We start from the raw sequence: 26772 nt of genomic DNA, 5'->3' as shown, positions 1-26772 counted from the left end.
CGGCGACCTTCACCGGGTTTCCACGTTAGGTCAGCCTAACCGTCCGGGGGGCGTGGGGCCGCTCACAATGGGGTGGCAGGTATCCTGGGTGAGGTCCGCGTGTGACCAGAGCCGGTCACGGGATGCCTGAACGGCTTGCGCGGCCACCCACCCCTTGAAGTTCAGGAGTCTTCGCGTGCCCGCAGCCAGCGCTACCGTCGAAACCGGCCGGCCGACCGGTAAGACCCGGCCCGACCTGCGCAACGTCGCGATCGTCGCCCACGTCGACCACGGCAAGACCACGCTCGTCGACGCGATGCTGCGGCAGTCCGGCGCCTTCGCCGAACGGGCCGAGCTCGTCGACCGCGTGATGGACTCCGGTGAGCTCGAGCGGGAAAAGGGCATCACGATCCTGGCGAAGAACACCTCGATCCACCGCCAGACGCCCGAGGGCTCGGTGACGATCAACGTCATCGACACCCCCGGCCACGCCGACTTCGGCGGCGAGGTCGAGCGCGGCCTGGCCATGGTCGACGGCGTCGTCCTGCTGGTCGACGCGTCCGAGGGCCCGCTGCCGCAGACCCGGTTCGTACTGCGTAAGACGCTCGAAGCCGGCCTGCCGGTGATCCTGCTGGTCAACAAGACCGACCGGCCGGACGCCCGGATCGCCGAGGTCGTCGAGGAGACCCACGACCTGCTGCTCGAGCTGGCCAGCGACATCGAGGACGCCGACCACGACGCGATCCTCGACCTCCCGGTCGTCTACGCCTCCGCGCGCGCCGGCAAGGCGAGCCTGGAGCAGCCCGCCGACGGCGAGATCCCCGAGAGCGAGAACCTCGACCCGCTGTTCGACACGCTGCTCCGGCACGTGCCGCCGCCGGCCGCCGACCTCGACGCGCCGCTGCAGGCGCTCGTCACCAACCTCGACGCGTCCAACTTCCTCGGCCGCATCGCGCTGATCCGCATCCACGCCGGCAAGCTGCGCAAGGGCCAGACCGTGGCCTGGATGCGCGAAGACGGCACCGTCCAGAACGTCCGCATCTCCGAGCTGCTCGTCACCGAGGCGCTGACCCGCGTCCCGGCGACCGAGGCCAGCGCGGGCGAGCTCGTCGCCATCGCCGGCATCCCGGACATCACGATCGGCGACACCCTCGCCGACTCGGACAACCCGGTGGCGCTGCCCCGGATCACCGTCGACGAGCCCGCCATCTCGATGACCATCGGCGTCAACACCTCGCCGCTGGCCGGGCGCAACGGCGGCGACAAGGTCACCGCGCGGCTGGTCAAGGCCCGCCTCGACCAGGAGCTGATCGGTAACGTCAGCATCCGTGTCCTGCCGACGGAGCGCCCGGACACCTGGGAGGTCCAGGGCCGTGGCGAGCTGGCGCTGGCCATCCTCGTCGAGCAGATGCGCCGCGAGGGCTTCGAGCTGACCGTCGGCAAGCCGCAGGTCGTCCTGCGCACGATCGACGGCAAGCTGCACGAGCCGTTCGAGCGCCTCTACATCGACTCGCCCGAGGAGCACCTCGGCGCGATCACGCAGCTCCTGGCGGCGCGCAAGGGCCGCATGGAGGACATGAGCGGCAACGGCACCGGCCGGATCAAGCTGGAGTACGTGCTCCCGTCGCGCGGCCTGATCAGCTTCCGCACCGACTTCCTCACCGAGACCCGCGGCACCGGCATCGCGAACCACGTGTTCGAGGGCTACTTCCCGTGGGCCGGCGAGATCCGCACCCGGCACAGCGGCTCCTTGGTCGCCGACCGCACCGGCCCGGTCACCGCGTACGCGATGATCCAGCTGGCCGACCGCGGCACGTTCTTCGTCGAGCCGGGCGCCGAGGTGTACGAGGGCATGGTCGTGGGCGAGAACCCGCGCTTCGAGGACCTCGACATCAACATCACCAAGGAGAAGAAGCTGACCAACATGCGTCAGTCCTCCGCCGACGTGATGGAGACGCTGGCCCGCCCGCGCAAGATGGGGCTGGAAGAGGCGCTGGAGTTCTGCTCGGTCGACGAGTGCGTCGAGGTCGCGCCGGAGGTCGTCCGCGTCCGGAAGGTGACTTTGGACGTCAATACCCGCGCGAAGGAGCGTTCGCGCGCGAAGAGCCGCGACAACGGCTGATCGGCGAATAACGCGAAAAAACCTCCCGGTGTATCCCGCCGGGAGGTTTTTTCGTTGCCCATCCGTCACGGTGGGTGGAGAATAGGCCGACGCGACGTCACGAATTCCGCCGTTCTTCTCCTTATATCTTTATAGGGGTCGCGGAGGGCTCGAAGCCTGGTGTTCACCACCGCGTGAATCCCGGCCCGTGTCCGGCGCGTGTTCGTTCCGCCGTTCCGGAACGGTCCGGGAACCCGGACGGTGGTTTGCGCGTCCTTTCCCATAGCGGCACCCAGGGGGGCCGGACCCGGCCGATCCGGGTGTGGGAATCTCGGTTCCGGCGGCGGACGCGGCCGTGGGAGCATGGCTGACCCGATCGGCGGAATCTGGGGAGGAACGGGGCGTGCGGGTGAATCGCAAGGCGGTGCCGGTGGTGGCGCTCGCGGCCGTGCTGGTCACCGCCTGCTCGAACACCCCGCCGCCACCGGTGGTGTCCTCGTCGGTGCCGCCGGCCTCGACCACGGGGAAGACGCCGTCGCAGATCGTCGTCGGGGTCGACGACGTGCTCGGCGGGTACAACCCGCACAACCTGGCCGACTCCTCGCAGGTCACCTCGGCGCTGTCGCAGCTGCTGCTGCCCTCGGTGTTCCGCCAGAAGGACGACGGCAGCACCCAGCTCGACAAGAACCTGATGAAGTCCGCCGAGGTGATCTCGCAGCAGCCGTTCGTGGTCGCCTACGAGATCCGGCCGGACGCGTCCTGGTCCGACGGCGCGCCCATCGCCGCCGAGGACTTCGACTACCTGCGCACGCAGATGCGCGACCAGCCCGGCGTGATCGAGCCAGCCGGCTACCGGCAGATCACCGACCTGCAGTCCCGCGAAGGCGGCAAGCGCGTCGAGGTCACCTTCGCCAAGCCGTACCCCGGCTGGCAGACGCTCTTCTCGGACCTGCTGCCCGCGCACCTGCTCAAGGACGCGCCCGACGGCTGGCGCGGGGCCCTGGCCTCGAACTTCCCGGCCATCGCCGGCCCGTTCTCGATCAAGAGCCTCGACACCGCCCGCGGCGAGGTCATCCTCGAGCGCAACGAGCGCTACTGGGAGAAGCCCGCCGCGATCGACCGGATCGTGCTGCGCCGCTCGGACCAGAGCACGCTGCTCGCCGCGCTGCGCAGCGGCAACGACCAGTTCGCGCTGGCCAGGACCACCGGCGACGAGCTCAAGCTGCTCGGCGAGCTCGGCCCGGCCGTGCAGCTGCACACCGTGGCCCGGCCGCTGGTGGCCGACGTGCTGCTGCGCCCGGTCAGCGCCACCCTGCAGGACGCCCAGGTGCGGGCCGGGATCGCGGCGCTGATCGACCGGACCAAGCTGATCACCGAAGGCGTCAACGGCGGCCCGTCGTCGCAGCTCCACGCCGACGCGCAGGTGACGGCGCCGTCGGTGAAGGGCTACGCGGCGACCATCCCGCCCGGCCCGCCGACCGCGCCCGACGTCGCGAAGGCCGAGGAGTCGCTGAAGGCGGCCGGCTACGCCAAGACCGCGGGCACCTGGCGCAAGAACGGCAAGGCGCTTTCGCTGGTCATCGCCTCGCCGGGCACCCAGGAGCCGTACGCGACGATCGCCAAGGAGCTCACCAGCCAGCTCGTCGCGCAGGGCGTCGAGGTCAACGCGATCACGCCGCAGCCGCGGGACCTGTTCAGCGGGTTGCTCGCGATGCCCGTCGTCAACGGGGTCCAGCAGGCGACCGGCGACTCGGCGGGCAGCGTCGGTGTCGACATCGCGGTCGTGCCGCAGGCGGTGGGCGGCGACACGGCGTCGGTGCTCGCCTCGACCTTCGGCTGCCGCCCCGAGCAGACCGCCGCCGGCGCCGACCGCGCGAAGCCCGTCGTTCCGGGCAATTCGGCGGGCTTCTGCGACCCGGCGCTGCAGCCCTCGATCGACGCGGCGCTCTCCGGGGCGACGCCGATCGCCGAAGCCCTGACCACCCTGGAGCCTGAACTTTGGCGCCAGAACGTGGTCATTCCGCTGTTCCAATCGGCTGACACCCTGGCGATCGGTTCGGGCATCTCGGGCGTGACCCCCGGTCCACCGATGGTGGGCCCGTTCGGGTCCGCCGTGAACTGGACTCGCGGCCCGAAGTAATCGCTCGGCTACGCATTCAGTACTACCGGGTGATCTTGACGCACGCCTTCGAGTGGGACTGGATGAATCCGTGAGGTAACCGTCGTATTTCTGGATGTCGGCTGGAAGTCACCCTTTGGTCACGATCGACCCTGAACTGGTGACTGTCGGTGCTTTTCCTTTCTAGCGTGCTCCCGCAGTGCGCCAGTTGAGTGTCGCTTGGCGTGTCGTAGGCTCCGGCACCAAACCGGAGCGGTGTGGGTCCTTGTCACAATTCAAGGGCTCAGTGCTAGGAGGGCACACTTCATGAGGAGAACCAAAGCAGTCTCCGCCTTGTCGCTCGTCGCAGGCGCCTCGCTGCTGCTGAGCGCCTGCAGCGGTGGCGACTCGGGCTCGGGCAGCACCGACCAGAACGGGTCGTCGACCGACGTCAAGGCGATGGCGGTCGGCAAGGCCGAGCAGGGTGACACGTTCAAGCTCGCGGACGTCAAGGGCTGGGACGGCACGGTCACGGTCGGGATCGACGACGGGTACTCCGGGTACAACAACAACACCCCGGACACCAACAGCTCGTACAACACCTACATCTTGACCGCCGTGCTCGAAGACGCGTTCGTCCTCGACGGCAACAACAAGATCCTGCTCAACAAGGACATCCTCGACTCGGTCGACGTGACCTCCAAGGACCCGCAGGTCGTCACGTACAAGATCAAGCCGAACCTGAAGTGGTCGGACGACGCCCCCTTCAACTGCAAGGACTTCTACCTGGCCTGGCTGGCGCAGAGCGGCCAGGCGAAGGGCGCCGAGGGCAAGAACCCGTTCGACGCGGCCTCGACCACCGGCTACGACAAGATCAAGACGGCGACCTGCAAGGACGACCTGACCCTCGAGACGGACTTCAGCGAGCCGTACCTCGACTACAAGGGCCTGTTCAGCGGCGTCCAGATCCTGCCGGCGCACATCCTCGAGCAGAAGACCGGCATCGCGGACATCACCAAGCTCGCGCCGACCGGTGACCCGGCCCAGCTCTCCAAGGCCGGCGACTTCTGGACGAACAAGTGGAAGGGCTTCGACAAGTCGATCATGCCGGCCTCCGGCCCGTACATGATCGACTCGTTCGACGCGAACCAGAAGTCCGTCACGCTGGTCAAGAACCCGAAGTGGGCGGGCGGCAAGGGCGGCCCGGCCAAGCTCGTGGTCCGCGCCATGGAAGACACCAAGGCCATGGCGACCGCGCTGCAGAACGGCGAGATCGACGTCGCGGCGTCGACCCAGCCGGACGCCACCGCGGCCAACACGATGAAGGGCCTCGCGGCGCAGGGCGTGACCTACGGTTCGGCCTCGCAGCTGACCTACGAGCACCTCGACCTGCAGTTCAACCGCATGTTCAAGGACGACGCGCTCCGCAAGGCGTTCTTCGAGGTCGTCGACCGCAAGGCGATCACCGACAAGCTGCTCAAGGAAGTCCAGGCCGACGCGGCCCCGCTGAACTCGATCGTGTTCTTCCAGGGTGAAGAGGGCTACACCGACCTGTACGGCAGCAAGGCCGGCCTGGGCGCCGAGGCGGCGGCGAAGACGCTGACCGACGCGGGCTGGGCGAAGGGTGCCGACGGCATCTTCGCCAAGGGTGGCCAGCGGGCTTCGTTCAAGATCACGCACAACCAGAACGCCCGCCGCAGCCAGACCGTCGAGATCATCATCTCGCAGGCCAAGGCGGCCGGTATCGAGGTCAAGGACGAGACCGACGCCAACTTCCTCAAGGGTGGCCGCGTCTCGACCGGTGACTACGACATCGCCCTGTTCGGCTGGTCCTCCCCGCCGTTCAAGTCGCAGTCGCGCTCGATCTACGTCTGCCCGAACGCCGGTGGTGACCAGAACTACCAGAACCTCTGCGACCCGAAGATCGACGAGGCGTTCAAGACCGCTGTGGGCGCGACCGACGAGCAGGTGAAGCTGCAGAGCTACCAGGCCGCCGACAAGGCCATCGCGGACAAGTACGCGACGCTCCCGCTGTTCCAGACGCCGAGCATGTGGGCGTTCAAGGGCATCGACCGCGCGTACATGCAGTCCTACAACGGTGTCCTGTGGAACGTCGGCGAGTGGGAGCAGAAGAAGTAGGGCTCGCCCCGCCTCTTCGTTCCCCTCGTTCCAGATGACCTGGAAGGTCCCGGGGCCCGGCCACGAGCCGGGCCCCGGTACCCACCGGAAGTAGCTGTTGACCGTAGGGTTACCCCCACTACGGTAGACAACCGGGCAGCGGTCCCAGCGCACTTCTGACGACCAGGCCCGGATGAGGAGCAGTTCGTTGAACCTGGTGATCTACATCCTTCGCCGTCTGGCGATATCGATTCCCGTCCTGCTGGTCGGGACCTTTTTGTCGTTCGTGATGGTCGCCGCCACCGGTGACCCGCTCGGCGAGCTGCGGCACAACCCGAACATCAGCAAGGCAGCCCTGGACTCCCTCTCCCACAAGCTGGGCCTGGACCAGGGCGTCGTGCCGCGGTACTTCAGCTGGCTCGGCGACTTCCTGTCGGGTGACTGGGGCACGTCCATCGCGCAGGGCAACGCGCTGCAGCCGGTCGCGCCGAAGGTGATGGCCGCGTTCGGCGTCACGTTCAAGCTGGTCGTCGGAGCCGAGATCCTCGCGCTGATCATCGGGATCATCGTCGGCGTCCTCGCCGCGGTGAAGCAGTACTCGATCATCGACTACCTGGCCACCACGCTGGCCTTCCTGCTGTTCTCCATGCCGATCTTCTGCATCGCGATCGTCCTGAAGAACTACGCGATCGAGATCAACGGCTGGGTCCGCGACCTCGGTCTGCAGGACGTCCTCGGCAATCCATGGCTACGCACGACCAGCCCGGAACAGCTGAAGACGGACGGGGTCGGGGACTTCATCACGAGCACCATCGGCGCCTACCTGCTGCCGACGCTGTCGATCATGGCGATCAGCTTCGCCGCGTACAGCCGGTTCCAGCGGGCCTCGATGCTCGAGGTGATGAACTCCGACTACGTGCGCACCGCGCGGGCCAAGGGCCTCGCGAACGGCCGGGTCATCTTCCGGCACGCGTTCCGCAACGCCCTGATCCCGGTGACGACGCTGTTCTCGGTGAACTTCGGCTCGGTACTCGCCGGCGCGATCATCACCGAAACGGTGTTCAACTGGCACGGTATGGGCACACTGCTGGTGGAAGCCGTCTCGAAGAACGACACTCAGGTGATGATGGGCTGGCTCGTGGTCATCGCCACCAGCGTGATCGTCGCCAACCTGATCGCCGACCTGGTGTACGGCATCCTGGACCCGAGGATTCGCGTTGGCTGACTTGAACTCCCTTCTCGCGACCGAGAACGCGACCAAGGACGGAACCCTCCCGCCGGAGGCGCTGCCCGAACCCCGGAGCCAGGGCAAGCTGGTGCTCCGGAAGTTCCTGCACCACAAGCTGGCCATGGCGTCGACCGCGGTGCTGGTGCTGATCGTGCTGCTCAGCATCATCCTGCCGCTCTTCTGGAAGCACAGCTACGAGGACAGCTCGTTCCCTTCGTTCGCGAAGCCGAACGGCGACTTCCCGCTGGGCACCACGCAGGTCGGCAAGGACATGGTGTCGCAGATCCTGCGCGGCACCCAGTTCTCGCTGCTCATCGCGCTCACGGTGTCGATCCTGTCGACCGTGGTCGGCGTCGTGCTCGGGGCGCTCGCGGGCTACCTGCGCCGGTTCACCGACTCGGCGGTCTCGCGGGTGACGGACCTGTTCCTGATCATCCCGCAGATCGCCGCGGCGGCCATCCTGGCGAAGGTGTTCGGGAGCGGCTCCTGGTACATCGTCGCGCTGGTGCTGGCGGCGTTCGGCTGGATGCAGATCGCCCGGATCACCCGCGCCGAAGCGATGTCGCTGTCCCAGCGCGAGTTCGTCGACGCGGCTCGCGCCTCGGGTGCCGGCACGTTCCGGATCATCTTCAAGCACCTGGTGCCGAACATGGTCGGCAGCATCACGGTCAACGCGACCCTCGCGGTCGCGCAGGCCGTGCTGGCGGAAGCCGCGCTGTCGTTCATCGGCCTGGGTGTCCAGCTGCCGGACACCTCGCTCGGCCGCGTCATCCTGGAGAACTACGCCCAGCTGCAGACGCGGCCGGCGCTGTTCTTCGGGCCGTTCATCGTGCTCGTGCTGATCTCGCTGACGATCAACTTCATCGGTGACGGTCTGCGCGACGCCTTCGACCCGCGGCAGCGGAGGATGAAGGCCTGACCGCCTGAACGCGTGACGCGGGGGTGACCGGTTTCCGGTCACCCCCGCTTCCGTTTACGCGCGATGATCGGCGGACCCGGGGTCCACCGCGATGGAGGACTGGAAGGCCGTCGAGACCCTGAGCGAGTGGCTGCGCACCGAAGCGCCGCTCCGTCGGGACTCCGGGCCGGCACGCTCAACCACGCCGATCCCGGCGCGCTACTGAACCGGGTGCGGACGCTCCCGCACGCCGTTCAGCTCTTCCTGATGGACCAGGAGCAGCTGTTCTTCCGCGTCTGGATGTTCCGCGACGGCGAGTTGCGCCAGTACGCCCCGGAGCAGCCGGACGAGGCGGACCCGGCCTTCGGGCCACCCCACCACCCGTGAAACGCCGAAGGCCGCCACCCGGGCCCGGGTGGCGGCCTTCGACGTGGGCCGTTCTCAGTCGGCGACGGGGGCCAGCTTGCCGGCCTCCCAGGCCGCGCGGCGCTCGGCCTGCAGCACCGGGTCCGCCACCGGCGCCGCCGACAGCAGGCGGCGCGTGTAGTCCTGCTGCGGCGAGTGCAGCACCTGGTCGCGCGTGCCGACCTCGACGAGCTTGCCGTGCTGCATCACCGCGACGCGGTCGGCCAGCAGGTCGACCACCGCGAGGTCGTGGCTGATGAACAGGCACGCGAACTGCAGCGACTGCTGCAGGTCGAGGAACAGGTCCAGCACGCGGGCCTGCACCGACACGTCCAGCGCCGACGTCGGCTCGTCCGCGATCAGCAGCGCCGGGTCGAGCGACAGCGCGCGGGCGATCGCCACGCGCTGGCGCTGGCCGCCGGAGAGCTCGTGCGGGTAGCGGTTCATGTAGTGGCCGCCCAGCTCGACCTTGTCGAGCAGCGAGCGCACGCGCGCCGACAGCTCCTTGCCGGACAGCACCTTGTGCAGCACCATCGGCTCGGCGATCGACTCGCCGATCGTCATCTTCGGGTCCAGCGTCGACGCCGGGTCCTGGAACACGATCGAGAAGTACCGGCGAAGCGGGCGAAGCTCCTTCGCCGACATCTTCGTGATGTCCTTGCCCGCGATCGCGATCGTGCCCTGGGTCGCCCGGAGCAGGCCGACGGCGCAGCGGCCGACGGTCGTCTTGCCCGAGCCCGACTCGCCCACCAGACCGACGATCTCGCCCTTGGCGATGGTCAGCGACACGTCGTCGACCGCGCGGTTCTTGCCCTGACCGCGGCGGCCCGGGTACTCGAGCACCAGGTTCTTGATCTCGAGGGCCGGCGCGGCCTCCTCGATCACGGCCTCGAGCTCCTTGTCGGCCAGCCGGATCTCCTCGGCGATCTTGGCCGCCTCGGTGCTGTCACTGGCGATCCCGGCGTCGTCGAGCAGGCGGCGGCCCTCGGGACGCTGCCCGAGCACCGGCACCGCGGCGAGCAGGCGCCGGGTGTAGTCCTCCTTTGGCGACGCGAACAGCTCGCGCACCGGCGCCTCTTCGACGATCTCGCCCTGGTACATCACGATGACGCGGTCGGCCATGTCGGCGACGACGCCCATGTCGTGCGTGATCAGCACGATCGCGGTGTCGAGGGTGTCGCGCAGCTTGCGCAGCAGGCCGAGGATCTCCGCCTGGACGGTGACGTCGAGCGCGGTGGTCGGCTCGTCGGCGATGATGACCTTCGGGTCGCAGGCGATCGCCATCGCGATGACGACGCGCTGGCGCAGACCGCCCGAGAGCTGGTGCGGGTACTGCTTGAACCGCAGCGGCGGGTTCGGGATGCCGACCATGTCCAGCAGCTCGACCGCGCGCTTGTCCGCGGCGGCCTTGGAGATGTCCAGGTGCGAGCGCAGGGCCTCACGCAGCTGCCAGCCGACCGTGTAGACCGGGTTCAGCGCGGTCATCGGCTCCTGGAAGATCATCGCGACCTGGTTGCCGCGGATCTTCTGCATGTCCTTCTCTTTGAGATCCGCCAGGTTGCGCTCGCCGAGGCGCAGCTCGCCGGCGATCTTGCTGGTCTTGGGCAGCAGGCCCAGCACCGACATCGACGTGACGGACTTGCCGGATCCCGATTCCCCGACCACGGCGACGATCTCGCCGGGCTTGACGTCGAAGCCGATGCCCTTGACGGCGTCGACGATGCCGTCTTCGGTCCGGAACGACACGCTGAGGTCGGAGATCGACAGAACGGATCCGGACACGCCGGCGACGTCCGCCGAAGTTGCTTCAGTGCTCACCAAGATGCCCTTCGTGGGGGTACAGACGATCGCGACGCGGCGGTCGCGACTCGCGCGAGGATAACCGAGGGTGTCCCCGACTAAGGTCGGAGCACGGGAATTACGCTCAACCCGTGATCTCCCCGGTACCGCGCAGGCTGCTGCTCGTTCACGCCCATCCCGACGACGAGAGCATCACCACCGGCGCCACGATCGCACGATACGCCGCCGAAGGCGCCGAGGTGACCGTGGTGACCTGCACGCTCGGTGAGGAAGGCGAGGTCATGGCCGGCCTCGGCGAGCTGGCCGGGCTCGGTGCGTGGGCCGCCGACCAGCTGGGCGGCTACCGCGTCGCCGAGCTGCAGCGCGCGTGCGCCGCGCTGGGGGTGTCACGACATCGTTATCTGGGCGGGATCGGCCGGTGGCGCGATTCGGGCATGGCGGGCACGCCGTCGGCGTCGCACCCGCGGGCCTTCACCGGCGGCAGCGCCGAGGAGCAGGCCGCGCAGCTGGCGGAGATCCTCGATGAGGTCCGGCCGCAGGTCGTCGTCACCTACGACGCCTTCGGCGGCTACGGCCACCCCGACCACATCCGCGCCCACGAGATCACGATGGCCGCGGCGCCGCGCGCGGAGTCGGTGACGAGGGTGTTCCACACGGTGACGTCGCGCGACGCGGTCCGCGCCGGCTTGGCCGCGCTGCGTGCCGGCAGGGAGACGGTGTTCGCCGTGCCGGCGGACGACGAGCTGCCCGCGACACCGGACGAGGAGATCACGACGACGCTCGACGTCGCCGCGTACGTCCCGGCGAAGCTGGCGGCGCTGCGCGCGCACGCGACGCAGCTGGCCGTGGTCGACGGCGACGTCCCGTACTTCGCGCTGACGAACGAGGTGGCCCAGCCGATCCCGGCGCACGACTCCTTCGTCCTGGCGCTCGGCCCGGCCGAGGGCGCGGCGGACGACCTGTTCGGCGGGCTGTGACCGTGCCGGAGCCCTTGACCTGGGACCAGCGGCTGCTCCTGGTGCTGCTCGTCCTCGACACGGTCATGCTGGCCGTGCTGGAGCTGTTCTTCCTGCCGCTGCGGATCGGCGTGGTGCCGCTGCCGGTGACGGTCGTCGTGGGCGCCGTCACGACGCCGTGGCTGGTGTCGACGACGGCGAAGCTGGTGCGGCCCGGGCTTTCGTGGGTACCCCTCGCGGTGTGGGTGGTCGTCGTGTTCGGGCTCGGACTGCTGGGCCCGGGCGGCGACCTGGTGCTGATCCAGGACTGGCGGGCGCTGGTGCTGCTCGGCGCGAGCGCGCTGCCGGGCGCGCTGGTGCTCGGCGGCGGGCTGGGCCAGGCGGCGGGAAGGAAACCGGGACGTGGCTGAGGCGATCTCCGACAAGCAGGTCGTGGCGGTGCTGCGGCCGTTCGTGCGGGCGTGCGGGCCGATGCTGGACGCGCTGCGCGAGTCCGACCCGTTCGGCCTGCAGGCGCGCGCGGGGGACGACTTGGCGGAGGTCGAGTCGGGTCTGAAGGCGAAGCTGATCCACGGCGTGACGTCGGTGAAGGTGCCGGGCACGGCGGCGTGGGCGCGGATGACGGGCTACGACCGGTCGAGCTGGTGGATGAACCGGGTGGGCCGGTTCACGGCGTTGCTGACGTCGATCCCGGGCCTGGGCGGCGCGCTGGCCGACCGGCTCCCGGTCCAGGACACGCTGGGGGCGGCGTCGCAGGGGCTGCTGCTGTGCGCGATCGCGGGCGAGTACGGCGTGACGGACGTCGGCACGAGGGTCCGGCTGATCGCGTGGGTGCTGTTCGAGCGCGACATCGACGCGGACCTCGCGGCGGGCAAGCACCCGGACCACGACGAAGCGGCGGAGGCGGACGAAGCGGCTCGCCTGACCGAGGATCTGACGGCGTCGGAGAAGAAGCACGGCAAGGCGACGATCAAGGCCGCGGGCCGGACGCTGTGGCGGCTCGGCCGGGGGTTGCTCGGGATCACCGAGGAGCTGGAGAAGCGGCCGCGCGGGAACTTCTTGCACCGTGCGATCGGCATGTTGCCGATCGTCGGCGCCGCCGGGGACTACCTCGGCGAGCGGTCGGGGTTGCGGGAGGTCTGGAAGCGGGCGCACGTCTGGTTGACCGAGCACCGCGCGTGATCTTCCCGCCCGGTGCCCGGCGCGAACCTCAGTTCCAGAACTGGAACACGCTGAACCCGATCTGCGCACCGTCCACATAGCCGCCGAAGGAGCCGAAGATCGCGTACGCCCCCTGCCACAGCGCCGTGTTCGCCGGCTTGAAGAACCACAGGATCGCGAACAGGATGATCGGGGCCCACGGGCGGACCCTCGCCCCGAGCTCGCGCGCCTGGGCGGGGAGGTACGGCTCGATCGCGCCCCAGCCGTCGAGGCCCGGGATCGGGAGGATGTTCAAGATGAACGTCACGATCTGCAGCAGCGCCAGGTAGGACATCGCGATCACCAGGCCGCCCGCCATCGGGACCAGCGACACCACCAAGGCCAGCGCCGCGCCCACCGCGAGGTTGCTCAGCGGCCCGGCCAGCGACACCCACGACGACGTCGCGCGGTTGCGCAGCGCGCCCCGGTTGATCCACACCGCGCCGCCCGGGAGCGGGATGCCGCCGATGATCAGGAAGATCAGCGGCAGGACGATCGACAGGACCGGGTCGGTGTACTTCCGCACGTCCAGCGTGAGGTAACCCTTGTGGGCGACGCTGTAGTCACCGCCGCGGTAGGCGACCATCGCGTGCCCGAACTCGTGCAGCGACAGCGACGCCACCCAGCCGGCGGCGACGAAGATCACGACGCCGGCGATGAGCAGCGGATCGCGGTCGCGGACGAAAACCGTGTTGATGTCCCCGAACGCGGCCATCGCACCGCCGGCGACGGTGAGCGCGAGGATGCCGAGGAAGACCGGGCTGGGGCGCACTGCTGACTTCTGCACGCTTCCAGTCTTCCGTATGCCCGGTGTGAAGTTACCGGCGTGTCCCCTTGCGCGATCGGGCCCGAACGTCCCCCGAACTCGCTACTCCGCTTGACCTGACCGCACTACACGGGTGTAATCACAGTGATGTCATTCGCCGCCTAGAGGGGACGGCGAGTGTCGTTTCACCACCGCCAGCCTGGGGAGTGCTAGGGAGCGAGGAGGCGGACGTGCGGTTGGAAGCCGATGGGAAGGAATGGGGGCACGTCATGAGTTGGGGCGAGATCCCGGAGCAGGCTCTGGGAGATCTCACCGAGCTCATCGATGCCACCGAAGAAGAGCAGGATTGGCAGGAACGCGCTCTGTGCGCGCAGACGGACCCGGAGGCGTTCTTCCCAGAGAAGGGCGGCTCCACCCGTGAAGCCAAGCGGATCTGCCTGGGCTGCGAGGTCAAGGACGAGTGCCTTGAGTACGCGCTGGCCCACGACGAGCGCTTCGGCATCTGGGGCGGTCTGTCCGAGCGTGAGCGCCGCAAGCTGAAGAAACGCGCGATCTAGAGGGGGAGTCACCGGTGATGCGTGGCGTCACCGGTGATTCCACGAGGTGAACACGGCGTGGGTTCACCACCGGGTGACGAACCGGGGCCGTAGGGTGGCCGCACCGATCCGCCGCCTGATCCGGAGTGTTCGTTGCCCCGCACCGCCGCGCCGCCCGTCCTGCGCACCGCGCCCGTTCTGGCCATTGTGGTCTGTCACAACGGCGAAAACTGGCTACCGCTGGCGCTTTCTTCGTTGCGTCGCAGCACCGTCCGGCCGCGGCACGTGCTCGCCGTCGACACCGGGTCCACCGACGCCACCCCGCGGCTGCTCGCCGAAGCGGCCGCCGATCCCGGGCCGGATTCCGCGCCCGTGCTCTCCGGGGTCATCACACTTTCGAGCGATACCGGCTTCGCCGCCGCGGTCGCCGAAGCCGTCGCGCACGCCACCGAGCGGTGGGGCGACCCCGGATCCTGGCTGTGGCTGCTCCACGACGACTGCGCCCCCGAGCCCGACTGCCTCGACGAACTCCTGCGCGTCGCCACCAAAACCCCGTCGGCGACCGTGCTCGGCTCGCTCGGCCTCGACTGGACCGACCCGCGGCTGATCGTCGAAGCCGGCCTGTCCACCGACGCCTCCGGCCACCGCCAGCAGATCGCCGCGCTCGGCGACGAACCCGCCGAGGTTCTCGCCGTGCCCAGCGCCGGCTCGCTCGTGCGCCGCGACGCCTGGGACGACCTCGGCGGCTTCGACCCCGAATTCCCGTTGCTGCGCGAAGATCTCGACTTCGGCTGGCGCGCGAACGCCGCCGGCGGGCTCGTCCTCTCCGTGCCGACCGCGCGGGTGCGGCACGCGCGCGCCGTCACCACCGGGCAGCGCGCGGCCGACGCCGTCGCCACCCCGCTCGCCGCCGCGAACCGCGCCCACGGGCTGCGCGTGTTCCTCGTGAACTGCTCGCCGTTTTCCTTCTGGCTGGGCATGATCCGGCTCCCGCTGCTCTCCCTGCTGCGCGCGCTCGCCTTCGTCCTGCTGCGCCGCACCGGGGAAGCCCGCGCCGAGTTCGCCGCGGCGACGTACCTCCTCAGTGGACGCGGCGGATTGCGCGCCGCCCGGGCCCGGCGACGGCGGAATCCGCGGCCGGGCACGGTTCGCGGGCTCTTCACCGGACGCGTGACGCGGTTGCGCAACGCCGTGCGCGCCGGCGTCGTCGGCTTGGTGCGCCGGGGCGTCGAGGAAGACGTCGCGCTCGGCCGCGTGCCCGAGACCGTCGAAACCGAGTCCGCGTGGGTGACGCCGGAGGCACTCGACGCGCGCGAGACCCGGCCGGTCGGGCCGGACGCGCTCCCGGCGGGCGCGCTGCGCGGGCTCAGCTCGCGCGGGAACGGGCTGCGCAAGCCGGGCACGCTCGTCGCCGTCGCGCTGCCGGAAACCCCGGCGCCCGAAGCGGTCGACACCGAAGACGCGCAGGCCGTCGTCGAAGAGACCGAACCGGAGATCGTCTTCGTCGAGGTGAACCGGCGCCGGGTGCTCGCGGCGACGATCTTCGCGCCGCCGGTCGTGCTGCTCGTCGTGATGACCGCGCTGGGCCTGGTCGTCAACCGGGCCCGGCTCGGCCTCGACCTCTTCGGCGGCAAGCTGCTGCCGGTCGGCGGGCTGGGCGAGCTCTGGTCGTCGTACCTGACGCCGTGGCACGCGGTCGCGGGCGGCACCGGCGCGCCCGCGTCGGCGACGCTGCCGGTGCTCGGCACACTCGGCGCGGTGTTCGCGCCTATCGGCGGTCCGGCCGCGCTCGTCGCGATCCTGCTCCTCGGCGACATCCCGCTGGCGGCGCTGAGCGCGTATGCGGCGACTCGACGGCTGCGCGTGCGCCGCTGGGTCCGCGCGGTCATCGCGGCGACGTACGCGCTGCTGCCCGCCGCGACCGCCGGCGTCGCGCAGGGCCGGCTCGACGTCGTCGTCGTGCACATCGCGCTGCCGCTGGTGGCCGCGGGCATCGCCGGGCTGCTCGTGCGCGCGGACACGCGCTGGCTGCACGTCTCCGCGCTGTCGGCGATCGGGGTGGCGGTGCTCGGCGCGTTCTCCCCGCTCGCGCACGGACTCGCGCTCGCCGGACTGCTGATCGGGTTCGTCGTGCTGCCGGCGCCGACCGGGCTCGCGCGGCGCATCGCGTCGGTCGGCATCGTCGTGCTGCTGCCGCTGGCGCTGCTGCTGCCGTGGCCGACGGTGCTGCTGCGCCACCCGGAACTGCTGGTGCAGGGGCTCGGCGGCGCGGCGGCGACGGTGTCCGGCACCGACCTGGCCGGCCTCGACCCCGGCGGCCCGGGCGCGTGGCCGATCGGCGTCGCGGTGATCGCGGCGGCCCTGATCGCGATCGTCGTGCGCCCGACGAAGCTCGCCGCGGGCGGCCTCGCGCTGGCCGCGCTGGGCGCCGGCGGCCTGGTCCTGGTGCGGCTGGTGACGGCGACGCCGATGCAGGGTGGATCACCCGCGCACGGCTACGCGGGCGTGCCGTTGCTGATCGTCGGCGCCGGGCTGCTGTGGGTCGTACTCGGGTCGTGGCAGCGCGGCGGCTCGGCCGGGGTGCCGGCGTCGTGGCTGCCGAAGGTGTTCGCGGTCGCCGGGGTCGTGGTGTTCCTCGCGCTCGCGGCGGGCGCGGTGGTGGTCGGCGGCCAGGGGCCGCTTCGCGCCGGCGAACGGCCCGCGCTCGCGCCGGAGGTGTCCGCCGAGCTCGCGGCGTCCGGGCGGTCGGTGCTCGACCTGGAGACCGACGCGACCCGCCAGACCGGCGGCCGCCTGCCCCACTACGGCGACGACGACCTCGCGCCGACGCCCGGCACCCCGGCCCGGCTGGCGGCGTGGCGCCGCGACCTCGGCCAGGGCGACGCGGCGGCGGTCCAGCGGGCGTTCGCCGCCGCGGCGGCCGCGGGGGTGCAGTTCGTGGTCCTCCCGGCGGGCGTCGACCCGCAGGCGTACCCGCCGCTGGCGAAGGACCTGGTCTCGGTGGCCGCGCCGACGTCCGACGGCCGGGGCGTGCTGCGCCTGCTCCCACCGGCCGGACAGGTGATCCTCATCTCGCCGGAGCAGGCCAAGGCGGCGGTGACGGGCGGCGGCGCGCCCGGGAACGCGCCGGGCGTGGCGCCGGTCCAGGCGGGGCTGCCGGACGTGCGCGTCCGCGTGTCCGACGGCCCGACCGGACGGCTGCTGGTCCTGGCGGCGGAGCAGGAAGCGGGCTGGAAGGCTTCGGTGGGCGGCAAGAGCGTGCCGATCGTGCCGGCGTGGGGCCACCAGGTGGCGGTGTCGGTGCCCCCGGCGTCGTCGGAGGTGACGATCGAGTTCCCGGGCACGGAACGGAACTTGCTGCTGCTCGCTCAGCTGGCGGCGGTGCTGTTCACGCTGTTGACGGCGGTCCCGGCCCGGCGCCGCCCGTGACGATCGCGGCCCAGTGGGTCCGCGCGTCCTGGACGAAGCGTTCGCGTGGCGGACCCGCCGCGGCCGTGCGGAACGCGCTCCCGGCCGGCTTCGCGCTGCCCGAGCTGCCCGAACGCGGCGCGCACGTGGTGCGGATGCGTGAGGAGGCCGGCTTCGCGCCGGTCGAGACCGTGGAGGGCGTGGGCGCGCTGAACGTGAGCCTCCGCCAGGCGGGCGGGCTCTTGCGGGTGCTGCCCCGCGTCGGGGCCCTGCACGGGCTCCCGCCCCGGAAGCGGCGCCCGCCGGCGGTGAAGCTCGCGCCCGGGGAGTGGGTGCGCTGGCGGCTCAACTACCGCTTCAGCAGCTCGGCCGGGATGCAGGACTGGTCGTACTGGCTCGACACGTTCAACGTCGGGTACGGCGACCTGCCGGCTGACGTGTTCTTGGGCGAGCCCACCTGCCTCGTCGACGAGCAGGGCCCGGTCCGGTAGGTCACTCGCCTTCGATGACGTCCGGTTCCACGCCGAGGTAGCCGGCCACCTGCTCGACCAGCACGTCGTGCACCAGGTCCGCCAGCTCCGACGGGTCCTTCGCCCTCGCCTCCAGCGGCCGCCGGTACAGGACGATCCGGGCCCGCGTCGGCATTCCCGTGCGGTCCACGCCCGCCGGGACCAGGCGCGACAGCGGCACCGCGCCGTCGTGCAGCACGCCGTCGGATGGTGCCCGGCCGTTCTCGCGGACCTCGGGCACGTCGTCGACCGCCACGTCCAGCTTCGTCAGCTCGTGGCGCCAGCGGGCTTCGATCGGTTCCAGCGCGTCGAGCACCAGCGCGTCGAACCGCTCCGCGCGGCTCGCGGCGGCGGGCAGGGTCGCCGGGTACAGCGTCCCGCGCAGGCCCCGGCCGTGCCGGTCCCGTCGCGAACGCCGCCGCTGTCGGTAGTCACGAGCCGTCGCCACCCCGGAAGTCTATGCGGTCGGCGCGTCCCAGCGCGTGTCGCTCCTACTAGCTTGCGGCGACGCGCTATCGTTTCCGATCGTGCGGAACGTACGGAAGTGTTCGCGTACCGGCTGCCTCGAGCCGGCTGTGGCCACGCTGACGTATGCCTACAGCGACTCCACCGCCGTCGTCGGCCCCCTGGCCACCGCTTCCGAGCCGCACTCGTACGACCTCTGCGAAGCCCACGCGCTCCGGCTGACCGTCCCCAAGGGCTGGGAAGTCGTCCGGCACGAAGGCGCCTTCGCCGCGCCGGACCCGTCGGCCGACGAGCTGACGGCGCTGGCCGAGGCCGTGCGCGAGGCCGGCCGCCCCGGCAAACCGGCCCCCGCGCCCGAGCCGGAGGGCCCGTCCGGGCGCCGCGGCCACCTGCGGGTCCTCCCCGGTCGCGCCTGAGCGCGTAACCCACCTCCGGCGCCGGTAGGCTTTCCGCGCGGCGCAGCGGGCGCCGGGACGACTATTCGCGGGGAGACGGCGTGCCAGACCTTTCGGGCATCGTGAAGGCCTACGACATTCGCGGCGTGGTCGGCGAGCAGCTCGACGCGGACCTCGTCCGCGACTTCGGCGCCGCGTTCGCCCTGCTCATCAAGCCGGAAGCGCCGGCGGTGGTGATCGGGCACGACATGCGGGACTCGTCGCCGGGCTTGGCGGCGGCCTTCGCCGAGGGCGTCACCTCGCAGGGCCTCGACGTCGTGAGCATCGGGCTGGCCAGCACCGACCAGCTGTACTTCGCCTCGGGTTCGCTGAACCTGCCGGGCGCGATGTTCACCGCGAGCCACAACCCGGCCAAGTACAACGGCATCAAGATGTGCCGCGCGGGCGCGTCGCCGGTCGGCCAGGACACCGGGCTCGCCGAGATCCGCGACACCGTCGAGCAGGGCGTGCCCGGCTTCGAGGGCCAGCGCGGCACGGTGAGCGAGCGGGACGTCCTCGCCGACTACGCCGCCTACCTGCGCAACCTCGTCGACCTGTCGGGCAGCCGGCCGCTGAAGATCGTCGTCGACGCCGGCAACGGAATGGGCGGGCACACCGTCCCGACCGTCTTCGACGGCCTGCCGATCGAGGTCGTCCCGATGTACTTCGAGCTCGACGGCAGCTTCCCGAACCACGAGGCCAACCCGCTGGACCCGGCGAACATCGTCGACCTGCAGGCGAAGGTGCGCGAGGTCGGCGCGGACGCCGGCGTCGCGTTCGACGGCGACGCCGACCGCTGCTTCATCGTCGACGAGCGCGGCGAGCCGGTTTCGCCGAGCGCGATCACCGCGCTGGTCGCCGTCCGCGAGCTGGCCAAGGACCCGGGCGGCACGATCATCCACAACCTGATCACGTCCAAGGGCGTGCCGGAGATCGTCGCCGAGCACGGCGGCAAGCCGGTCCGCACCCGCGTCGGCCACTCGTTCATCAAGGCCGAGATGGCCCGCACCGGCGCCATCTTCGGCGGCGAGCACTCCGCGCACTACTACTTCCGCGACTTCTGGCGCGCCGACACCGGCATGCTGGCGGCGCTGCACGTCCTCGCCGCGCTCGGCGAGCAGACCGGCCCGCTGTCCGACCTGACGAGCGCGTACTCGCGCTACGCGGCTTCGGGGGAGATCAACTCCACGGTCGACGACCAGGTCGCGAAGATGATGGCCGTCAAGGACGCGTTCGGCACCCGCTCCGGCGTCGAGATCGACGAGCTGGACGGCCTGACCGTGCAGCTGCCGGGCGGCGCCTGGTTCAACCTGCGCCCGTCGAACACCGAACCGCTGCTCCGGCTGAACGTCGAAGCCGCGAACGCCGAGGCCGTGCAGGGGCTGGTGGACGAGGTACTCGCGATCATCCGCAACTGACCGTCCACGGTGAAGGGCCAACCGTGTCCTGAAGGTGCCCTTCACCACACCCCTCTGCGTGGTATGGAGGAACCATGGCCATCACGCTCGACGCCCAGCTCCTCGAGATCCTGGCGTGCCCGTCGCCGGATCACGCCCCGTTGCGCCCCGGGGCACCGGGCGACCCCGAGGCCGACGCCCTGACGTGCACCGAATGCGGCCGGGTGTACCCGGTCCGTGACGGGATCCCGGTGCTGCTCCTCGACGAAGCCACCGTGCCCGGGGACAACGGGAACTCCGATGCCGACAGTGCTTGACGACACGCTGCTCGACGACCCCGCGCGGTTGGCCGAGGCCGACAGCGCGGGGCTGCTCCGGGCCGCCGCGATGGCGGGCGCCCAGGTGCGCGCGACCGCCGAGCTGGCCGCGGAGCTCGACCTGTCCGAGCGGCTCGACGTGGGCCGGCCGCGCGCCGTCGTGCTGATCGACCGGCCGGGCGTGAGCCGCACGCTCACGCGGCTGCTGGCCGCCCTGCTGGCGCCGTCGTGCCCGGTGCCGGTCGTCGTCGCCGAGGTGGTGCCGAGCTGGATCGGCGCGCTCGACGTCGTCTTCGCGCACACCGACGACCCCGGCGACCGCGAGCTCGCCGCGTCGCTGGAACGCGCCGCGCGCTACGGCGCTTCGGTGGTGCTCTCGGCGCCGGCGGAAGGTCCGGTGGCGGCCGCTGTCGCGGGCAAGGGTGTACTGCTCGCGCCGCGGATCCCGGTGCCGCCGGAGCTGGCGTTCCCGCGCGGCCTGGCCGCCGGGCTGCTCACCGCGAACGCGCTGGGCCTGCTGGTCTCCGACGTCCAGGTGCTGGCCGACCAGCTCGACCTGGAAGCCGAGAAGGACTACCTGGCCCGCGACTCGTTCGCGAACCCGGCCAAGGCGCTCGCGCTGCGGGTCGCCGACCGCGTGCCGCTGCTGTGGGGGCTGGACCCGGTCGCGGTCGCCGTCGGCGAGCACGCTGCGCACGCGTTCGCGGCCCATGCGGCTACTGTGTGCGACGTCGAGGACTTTCGACAGGCTCTTGCGCGTCCCGCGTTGCGGCGGGCCGCGCAATCGAGTGGCGCGGAGCGTGACATCTTCGCTGATCCGGACGATCCATCAGGTGACATCCCGACCCGGGTGCTGCTCCTCTCGGTGCGAACCGGTCCGGCCACGGACGCGGCGCGCTACCAAGCCGAGGATCTGCTGCCCGGGGCGGACGTCATCGCCCCGGCCGAGGAGATCGAGGCCGACGAAATCGTGCGGGCCGCGGTGCTGGCGCTGCGGTTCGAACTGGCGGCGGTCTACCTCGGGCTGGCGGCGGGCAGCATCGGCGGCGCGGGCCGCTTCGCCCCCGCGACGGCGTGAGACCCGCCGAGCACCGGCCCCGGCCGGCGCCGAAGGAGTGGAGTTGAGGTGACAGTGGAGCTGCTGCGCAACGCGGTGCGGCCCTACGCCTGGGGATCGCGGACGGCGATCCCCGAGCTGCTGGGCCGTCCGGTACCCGCGCCGCACCCCGAGGCCGAGCTGTGGATGGGTGCCCACCCGGGTGACCCGTCGCACGTCATCGGCCCCGACGGGACCGAGCGGAGCCTGCTCGAGCTGGTGGACGCCGACCCGGTGACGCAGCTCGGCGAGCGGTGCGCGAAGCGGTGGGGCGGGCGGCTGCCGTTCCTGCTGAAGATCCTCGCGGCCGAGGAGCCGCTGTCGATGCAGGCGCACCCGTCGGCGGCGCAGGCCGCGGAGGGGCACGCCCGCGAGGAGCGGCTCGGCATCCCGCGCGACGCGGCGAACCGCAACTACCCGGACCCGACGGCGAAGCCGGAGCTCGTCTGCGCGCTGACGGAGTTCCACGCGCTGGCCGGGTTCCGCGAGCCGGAGCGCACGGTGAAGCTGCTGAAGGCGATCGAGACGCCGGGGCTGGCCAAGTACACCGGGCTGCTCGAGGCGCAGCCGGACCCGTCCGGGCTGCGGGCGCTGTTCACGACGTGGATCACGCTGCCGCAGGCGTCCCTCGACTCGCTGCTGCCGGAGGTGCTCGACGCGTGCGTCCGGCACGTCCAGGAGCACGGCGAGTTCGCCGTCGAGTGCCGGACGATCCTGGAGCTCGGCGAGGCGCACCCGCGCGACGCGGGCGTGCTGGCGGCGCTGCTGCTGAACCGGCTGACGCTGCGCGCGGGCGAGGCGATCTACCTGCCGGCCGGCAACCTGCACCTCTACCTGCACGGCACGGCCGTGGAGATCCTGGCGAACTCGGACAACATCCTGCGGTGCGGGCTGACGCCGAAGCACGTGGACGTGCCGGAGCTGCTGCGCGTGGTCGACTTCGCGTGCGGCGAGATGCCGATCCAGTGCGGCGACGGCGGCGACCGGCTTTCGGTGTACCGGACGGACGCGCCGGAGTTCGAGCTGTCGCGCGTCGAGTGGGCGCCGGGCCAGGACGACGAGATCTCGGTCGACAGCGTGGGCCCGCAGATCCTGCTGTGCACGGCGGGCGACCTGCTGGTGACGGCCGACGACGGTGAGAAGGTCGAGCTGCGGCGGGGTCAGTCGGTGTGGCTGCCGGCGGCGGACCCGCCGGTGCACGTCCGCCCGCTGGGCGGCGAGCGCGCGCAGCTGTTCCGGGCGACCGCGGGAACCTGCGAGGACTGACGCACTTCTGTGTGCGTTCCGTGTGGTGCTCTTCTCCACTATCGCTCGTAGGGGTGGTTGTTACGCCCCTGCGCGGCGATTTTCGAGGAGAACGAGCTGATGACTTCCTATCCCGAGGCCGCGACCGGGTTTCCTCAGCCTGCCCCGGTCGCGGCCCCGTCCCGGCCCGGAGCGCTGCTGGCGCTGGCGGGGGTGGCCGTGTTGTCGGCGCTGGCGGCGATCGTCGACGGAGTCTTGTACTTCGTCGGCGGCCGTGACCTGGCATTGGACGTCTCGGCGCGGACGATCGCGTCGATCACGGGAACGTCGGCGGACTCGGTGAAGGCCGACGGCGGGGCCCTCCTGCAGGCGGCCGCGGACGAGGTGCGGAGCACCCTCCAGGTCCGCGGCGGGCTGGCTGTCTTCTTCGGCGTGGTGCTGCTGGTGTGGGGGCTGCTGGCACTGCGGGGAGCGGCGTGGGTGCGAGTGCTGCTGACGCTGGCGGCGCTGGCCAACGCGGGGGTGGCGCTGCGCCTGGCGACGGACATCGAGGGCGGCACGGCGGCGATCCGCGCCGTGGCGTGGCTGGTCGTGGTGACGGGGCTGGCGGCCGCGGTGCTGTCGTGGCTGCCGGCGGTCAACCGGTACGCGAAGGCCCGCAAGGGTCACTAGCCCCCTGGGGGTGACGCCGGTCGCGGGGCCCGGCGTCCGTGGGCTTGGGGTGGTGCCGCGAGGGGGCGGCACCACCCCGTTTCGGCTGCGGGCCGCGCTGCGCTGGAGGGCCGTTTCGGTGACGACGAGGGGCGTTCACCGGAGGGCCGCTTCGGAGCGGCGCGGTGGTCAGGTGGGTTTGGTCAGGGCGAGCAGCGCCCGCCTCACCGCCGCCGCGCTCGCGTCTCGCGGGTCTGCCAGCTTCTCCGCCTCTTCGGCCGCCTCCGCCGCCGATGCCGGGTCGCCCGCCGCTTCGCAGGCCCGGGACAGCACCAGCCACGTCAACCCCGTCGCCGAGCGGCTGCCCATCGCGACGAACTCCGCCAGACACGCCCGCAACACCGGGATCGCCTCTGCCGCACGCCCTTCGCCGACCCAACCGGCCGCTATCGCCCGCGTGCACGACAGCTCCCGGGGCCGCTCGTCGAGTTCTCGAGCCAGCGCCCGGGCCTCCTCGAACGCCGCCGTCGCGCGGGCACGAGCACCCGTCGCCGCCGCGATCGCTCCCAGCGTCCGCAACGACTTCGCCAACGCCGAACGCGCCGGCGTCCCGCGCAGCAGGTCCACCGACTCCGCGATCGCCGACGCCGCCTCCGCGCCCGATCCCGTCAGCAACGACGACCACGCGAACCCGTGCAACGCCGTGCCGATCTGGCGTGCGTCGCCCGTCACGCGGGCGGCCGCCAACGCCAGCCCGTCGACCTCGTGCGCGTCCGCCACCCGGCCCAGCCGCAGCAACGCCGCCGATTCCGCCGCCCGGACCAGGTACGCCTCCGGCTGACCGTCCACAGTGAACAGTTCGCGCGCTTCGGCCGCCGTCCGCAACGCTTCTTCCGCGCGTCCCAGCCCGATCAGGCAGTGCGCCAGGTTCGCGACGACCCACGCCTGCGTCCGCCGGTCCCCGCTCGCCTCGAGTTCCTTCGTGCACGAGTGGTACGCCGACGCCGCCTCGAAGTACTGGCCACGCGCGTGCCGCAACAGGGCCAGGTTCGCCTCCGCGATCACCGCCGTCGCGCGGTCTTCCGCGGCCGCCAGCACCGTTTCGTACGCCGCCCGCAGGTCCGCGTAGTGCCCGTGCAAGTACAGGTAGACGCTCAGCTTGTCCAGCAGCAGCAACGCTTCCCGCGCTCCCAGCGAGCCGATCAGCCGCACCAGGTTCGCGCGCTCGGCCGCGAACCACTCCTCCGGACGCGCCAGCAGCCGCGACACCAGAGCGTCCGGCAACGGCTGCGCGAACGGCTCGTGCGCCACCGGCGGCATCGGCACCGTGCGCGGCAACCGGGCCGCGGCCGCGTCGGCCAGCGCGAGGGTCGCCGCCAGCACCGTCGATGCGCCGCCCTCGTCAGCCGGCCCCTCCGCCGCGTACAGCCGGACGAGGTCGTGCATCCGGTACCGGCCTTCGCCCGTCGCGTCCGGTCCGCGCGCCTCGAGCAGGCTCGCTTCGACGAGCTCTTCGACCGCTTCGTCGGCGTCCGGCGTGCCGACGAGCGTCGTGACCGCCCACGCCGGCAGGTCGACCAGCCGGCAGCGCCCCAGCAGCCGGAACGCGCGCCGCGCCGGGGGCCGCAGCCCTTCGTGGCTCAGCGCGATGCTGCTGCGGACGGCCAGGTCGCTCACGGTCAGCTCGTCGAGGCGGCGGACCTCGTCCTCCAGCCGGTCGGCCAGCTCGCCCAGCCGCAGGTGCGGGCGGATGGCCAGCCTGCTGCCCGCGATCCGCAGCGCCAGCGGCAGCCGCGCGCACGCCGCGATGATCCGCTCCGCGTCCGCGCGCTCGCGGGTCACGCGCGCCCCGGCCAGGCGGTTCAGCAGCTCGGCGGCCTCGGTGTCGGACAGCGGGCCGAGCGCCAGCCGGTGCGCGCCGGCCAACCCGCTGAGCCGCTGCCGGCTCGTCACGAGCACCGCGCAGCCCGGCGTGCCCGGCAGCAGCGCGCGGACGTGCTCGGGGTCGACGGCGTCGTCGAGCACCACCAGCACCCGCCGGTCGGAGAGGCGGCCGCGGAACACCGCCGCCCGGGCGCGCACGTCGTCCGGCACCGCCGGGCCCGGGACGCCGAGCGCGCGCAGCAGGTCGGCCAGCACCTCGCCGACGTCACGACCCAGCGGCACATACAGCTGGCCGTCGGAGAACCGGGACCGCAGCCGGTGCGCGGCCCGGACGGCGAGGGTGCTCTTGCCCGCGCCCGGTTCGCCGCTGAGCACGGCCACCGGGACGCCGGTGTCGCTGCCCAGCACGCCGGTCAGCTCGGCCAGTTCCGCCTCGCGGCCGGTGAAGTCCGCGATGTCCGGCGGCAGCTGGCACACCGGCCAGACCGGCGGCGGCATCCGCGGCACCGGGTCCTCGCCGCGCAGGACGGCGGCGTGCACGCGACGGGCCTCGGCGCCCGGTTCGACGCCCAGCTCGTCGATCAACGTCGTCCGCAGCCGCCGGTAGATCTCCAGCGAGTCGCCCTGCCGCCCGGCGCGGTGCAGCGCGATCATCAGCTGCGCGGCCAGCCGTTCGCGCAGCGGGTGCTCGGTGATCATGGCCTGCAGCTCGCCGGTCAGCTCGCCGTGTCGCCCCGCGCTGAGCTCGGCGTCGACGCAGTCCTCGAACACCGCGAGCCGCTCGGACTCCAGCCGCGCGACGTCGGCGTCGAGCCGCGGGACGTGCAGCCCGGCCAGCACCGGTCCCCGCCACTGCGCGAGCGCCCGCCGGTAGTGCCGCGACGCGGCGACGGCGTCCCCGGCCCGCTGCCCGTCCGCGACCGCCGCCCGGAAGACGAGGAGGTCGAGCTCCTCCGGCTCGACGCGCAGCCGGTAGCCCGGCGGCCCGTGGTCGACGCGCAGGCCGTCGATCCGCTCGCGCAGCCGCGAGAGGTAGGTGTGCAGGTTCGAGGCGTACGACTTCGGTGGCCGCTCCGGCCACAGCGCTTCGACCAGCACGTCGACGTGGACGTGCTGGTTGGCGTTGAGCAGCAGCACGGCCAGCAGGGTGCGCTGCCGGTCGCCGCGCAGCGTGACCCAGTGCCCCGGCGGCCCCTCGACGGCGAGCGGCCCGAGCACGCCGAAGTGAGCCATGTCCACCTTCCCCAGTGCCGGAGCGGCCACCGTAGCGAAGGGGTCCGA

At 71.7% G+C, this 26772-nt stretch carries 22 protein-coding genes; 18 read left to right on the top strand and 4 right to left on the bottom strand.

Annotation, left to right across the window (positions count from 1 at the left end; all coding sequences use genetic code 11):
* Window positions 1-175 precede the first annotated feature (175 nt).
* From typA to ACIRSS_RS14385, 6 genes are all read left to right on the top strand, one after another.
* On the top strand, window positions 176-2101 hold the full coding sequence (gene typA, locus ACIRSS_RS14410) for a translational GTPase TypA (protein WP_400894628.1): 1926 nt from the start codon (window positions 176-178) through the stop codon (window positions 2099-2101).
* Between the two features lie 382 nt (window positions 2102-2483).
* Window positions 2484-4220: an ABC transporter family substrate-binding protein gene (locus ACIRSS_RS14405; RefSeq protein ID WP_400894626.1), complete on the top strand. Its 1737-nt coding sequence runs from the start codon at window positions 2484-2486 to the stop codon at window positions 4218-4220.
* Window positions 4221-4505: 285 nt separating this feature from the next.
* Entirely contained in the window at window positions 4506-6317 is a 1812-nt protein-coding gene (locus ACIRSS_RS14400) for an ABC transporter family substrate-binding protein (protein WP_400894624.1), read from the top strand.
* Between the two features lie 187 nt (window positions 6318-6504).
* The gene (locus tag ACIRSS_RS14395; protein WP_400894622.1) at window positions 6505-7521 is read left to right on the top strand and encodes an ABC transporter permease; all 1017 of its coding nucleotides are present in this window, start codon (window positions 6505-6507) and stop codon (window positions 7519-7521) included.
* Window positions 7514-8443 carry an ABC transporter permease gene (locus ACIRSS_RS14390; RefSeq protein ID WP_400894620.1) on the top strand — a complete coding sequence of 310 codons (930 nt, stop codon included), beginning with the start codon at window positions 7514-7516 and terminating at the stop codon, window positions 8441-8443. Before ACIRSS_RS14395 ends, ACIRSS_RS14390 begins: the two co-directional genes overlap by 8 nt.
* Window positions 8444-8569: 126 nt before the next feature.
* Window positions 8570-8809: a hypothetical protein gene (locus tag ACIRSS_RS14385; protein WP_400894618.1), complete on the top strand. Its 240-nt coding sequence runs from the start codon at window positions 8570-8572 to the stop codon at window positions 8807-8809.
* A gap of 54 nt (window positions 8810-8863) precedes the next feature.
* On the opposite strand, the gene ACIRSS_RS14380 is transcribed toward ACIRSS_RS14385, so the two are convergent.
* Entirely contained in the window at window positions 8864-10645 is a 1782-nt protein-coding gene (locus ACIRSS_RS14380) for an ABC transporter ATP-binding protein (protein ID WP_400894616.1), read from the bottom strand.
* Window positions 10646-10758: 113 nt separating this feature from the next.
* Here ACIRSS_RS14380 and mshB point away from each other — a divergent pair, with 113 nt between their 5' ends.
* The 3 genes from mshB to ACIRSS_RS14365 are packed head-to-tail and all read left to right on the top strand — an operon-like array spanning window position 10759 to window position 12765.
* Entirely contained in the window at window positions 10759-11604 is an 846-nt protein-coding gene (mshB, locus tag ACIRSS_RS14375) for an N-acetyl-1-D-myo-inositol-2-amino-2-deoxy-alpha-D-glucopyranoside deacetylase (RefSeq protein WP_400894614.1), read from the top strand.
* Complete coding sequence (locus tag ACIRSS_RS14370; RefSeq protein WP_400894612.1) at window positions 11601-11993, top strand: hypothetical protein; 393 nt, start codon at window positions 11601-11603, stop codon at window positions 11991-11993. The genes mshB and ACIRSS_RS14370 overlap by 4 nt, the downstream gene beginning before the upstream one ends.
* Window positions 11986-12765 (top strand): hypothetical protein, encoded by a 780-nt coding sequence (locus ACIRSS_RS14365; protein WP_400894610.1) that lies wholly within the window; start codon window positions 11986-11988, stop codon window positions 12763-12765. The genes ACIRSS_RS14370 and ACIRSS_RS14365 overlap by 8 nt, the downstream gene beginning before the upstream one ends.
* Before the next feature lie 28 nt (window positions 12766-12793).
* On the opposite strand, the gene ACIRSS_RS14360 is transcribed toward ACIRSS_RS14365, so the two are convergent.
* Window positions 12794-13555, bottom strand: a complete 762-nt coding sequence (locus ACIRSS_RS14360; protein ID WP_400897460.1) for a site-2 protease family protein — start codon at window positions 13553-13555, stop codon at window positions 12794-12796.
* Between the two features lie 263 nt (window positions 13556-13818).
* Between ACIRSS_RS14360 and ACIRSS_RS14355 the strand changes: the two genes are divergently transcribed.
* The 3 genes from ACIRSS_RS14355 (at window position 13819) to ACIRSS_RS14345 (ending at window position 17984) form a co-directional block, all read left to right on the top strand.
* Window positions 13819-14106, top strand: a complete 288-nt coding sequence (locus ACIRSS_RS14355) for a WhiB family transcriptional regulator (RefSeq protein WP_167379630.1) — start codon at window positions 13819-13821, stop codon at window positions 14104-14106.
* 132 nt (window positions 14107-14238) lie between these two features.
* Window positions 14239-17514 (top strand): glycosyltransferase, encoded by a 3276-nt coding sequence (locus ACIRSS_RS14350; RefSeq protein WP_400894608.1) that lies wholly within the window; start codon window positions 14239-14241, stop codon window positions 17512-17514.
* On the top strand, window positions 17511-17984 hold the full coding sequence (locus ACIRSS_RS14345; RefSeq protein ID WP_400894606.1) for a hypothetical protein: 474 nt from the start codon (window positions 17511-17513) through the stop codon (window positions 17982-17984). The genes ACIRSS_RS14350 and ACIRSS_RS14345 overlap by 4 nt, the downstream gene beginning before the upstream one ends.
* A gap of 1 nt (window position 17985) precedes the next feature.
* On the opposite strand, the gene ACIRSS_RS14340 is transcribed toward ACIRSS_RS14345, so the two are convergent.
* Entirely contained in the window at window positions 17986-18450 is a 465-nt protein-coding gene (locus ACIRSS_RS14340; RefSeq protein ID WP_167379605.1) for a metallopeptidase family protein, read from the bottom strand.
* A 79-nt stretch (window positions 18451-18529) separates the two neighbouring features.
* On the opposite strand from ACIRSS_RS14340, the gene ACIRSS_RS14335 reads away from it, so the two are divergent.
* From ACIRSS_RS14335 to ACIRSS_RS14310, 6 genes are all read left to right on the top strand, one after another.
* Window positions 18530-18883 carry a DUF3499 domain-containing protein gene (locus ACIRSS_RS14335; RefSeq protein ID WP_086677666.1) on the top strand — a complete coding sequence of 118 codons (354 nt, stop codon included), beginning with the start codon at window positions 18530-18532 and terminating at the stop codon, window positions 18881-18883.
* A gap of 80 nt (window positions 18884-18963) precedes the next feature.
* Window positions 18964-20319: a phosphomannomutase/phosphoglucomutase gene (locus tag ACIRSS_RS14330; protein WP_400894604.1), complete on the top strand. Its 1356-nt coding sequence runs from the start codon at window positions 18964-18966 to the stop codon at window positions 20317-20319.
* Between the two features lie 74 nt (window positions 20320-20393).
* A complete protein-coding gene (locus tag ACIRSS_RS14325; protein WP_400894602.1) occupies window positions 20394-20615 on the top strand; it encodes a Trm112 family protein in 222 nt (73 codons plus the stop codon).
* Window positions 20599-21693, top strand: a complete 1095-nt coding sequence (locus ACIRSS_RS14320) for a hypothetical protein (protein ID WP_400894600.1) — start codon at window positions 20599-20601, stop codon at window positions 21691-21693. Before ACIRSS_RS14325 ends, ACIRSS_RS14320 begins: the two co-directional genes overlap by 17 nt.
* A gap of 54 nt (window positions 21694-21747) precedes the next feature.
* Window positions 21748-22977, top strand: coding sequence for a mannose-6-phosphate isomerase, class I (gene manA / locus ACIRSS_RS14315; protein ID WP_400897458.1), 1230 nt, complete (start codon window positions 21748-21750; stop codon window positions 22975-22977).
* A gap of 99 nt (window positions 22978-23076) precedes the next feature.
* Window positions 23077-23628 (top strand): hypothetical protein, encoded by a 552-nt coding sequence (locus tag ACIRSS_RS14310; protein ID WP_400894598.1) that lies wholly within the window; start codon window positions 23077-23079, stop codon window positions 23626-23628.
* 168 nt (window positions 23629-23796) lie between these two features.
* On the opposite strand, the gene ACIRSS_RS14305 is transcribed toward ACIRSS_RS14310, so the two are convergent.
* Complete coding sequence (locus ACIRSS_RS14305; RefSeq protein ID WP_400894596.1) at window positions 23797-26724, bottom strand: BTAD domain-containing putative transcriptional regulator; 2928 nt, start codon at window positions 26722-26724, stop codon at window positions 23797-23799.
* Between the last annotated feature and the right edge of the window lie 48 nt (window positions 26725-26772).

Origin of the sequence: Amycolatopsis sp. NPDC101161 (assembly GCF_044768185.1) — a bacterium.
In the GTDB taxonomy this organism is placed as follows: domain Bacteria; phylum Actinomycetota; class Actinomycetes; order Mycobacteriales; family Pseudonocardiaceae; genus Amycolatopsis.
This window is presented reverse-complemented; position numbering and strand designations above follow the sequence as displayed.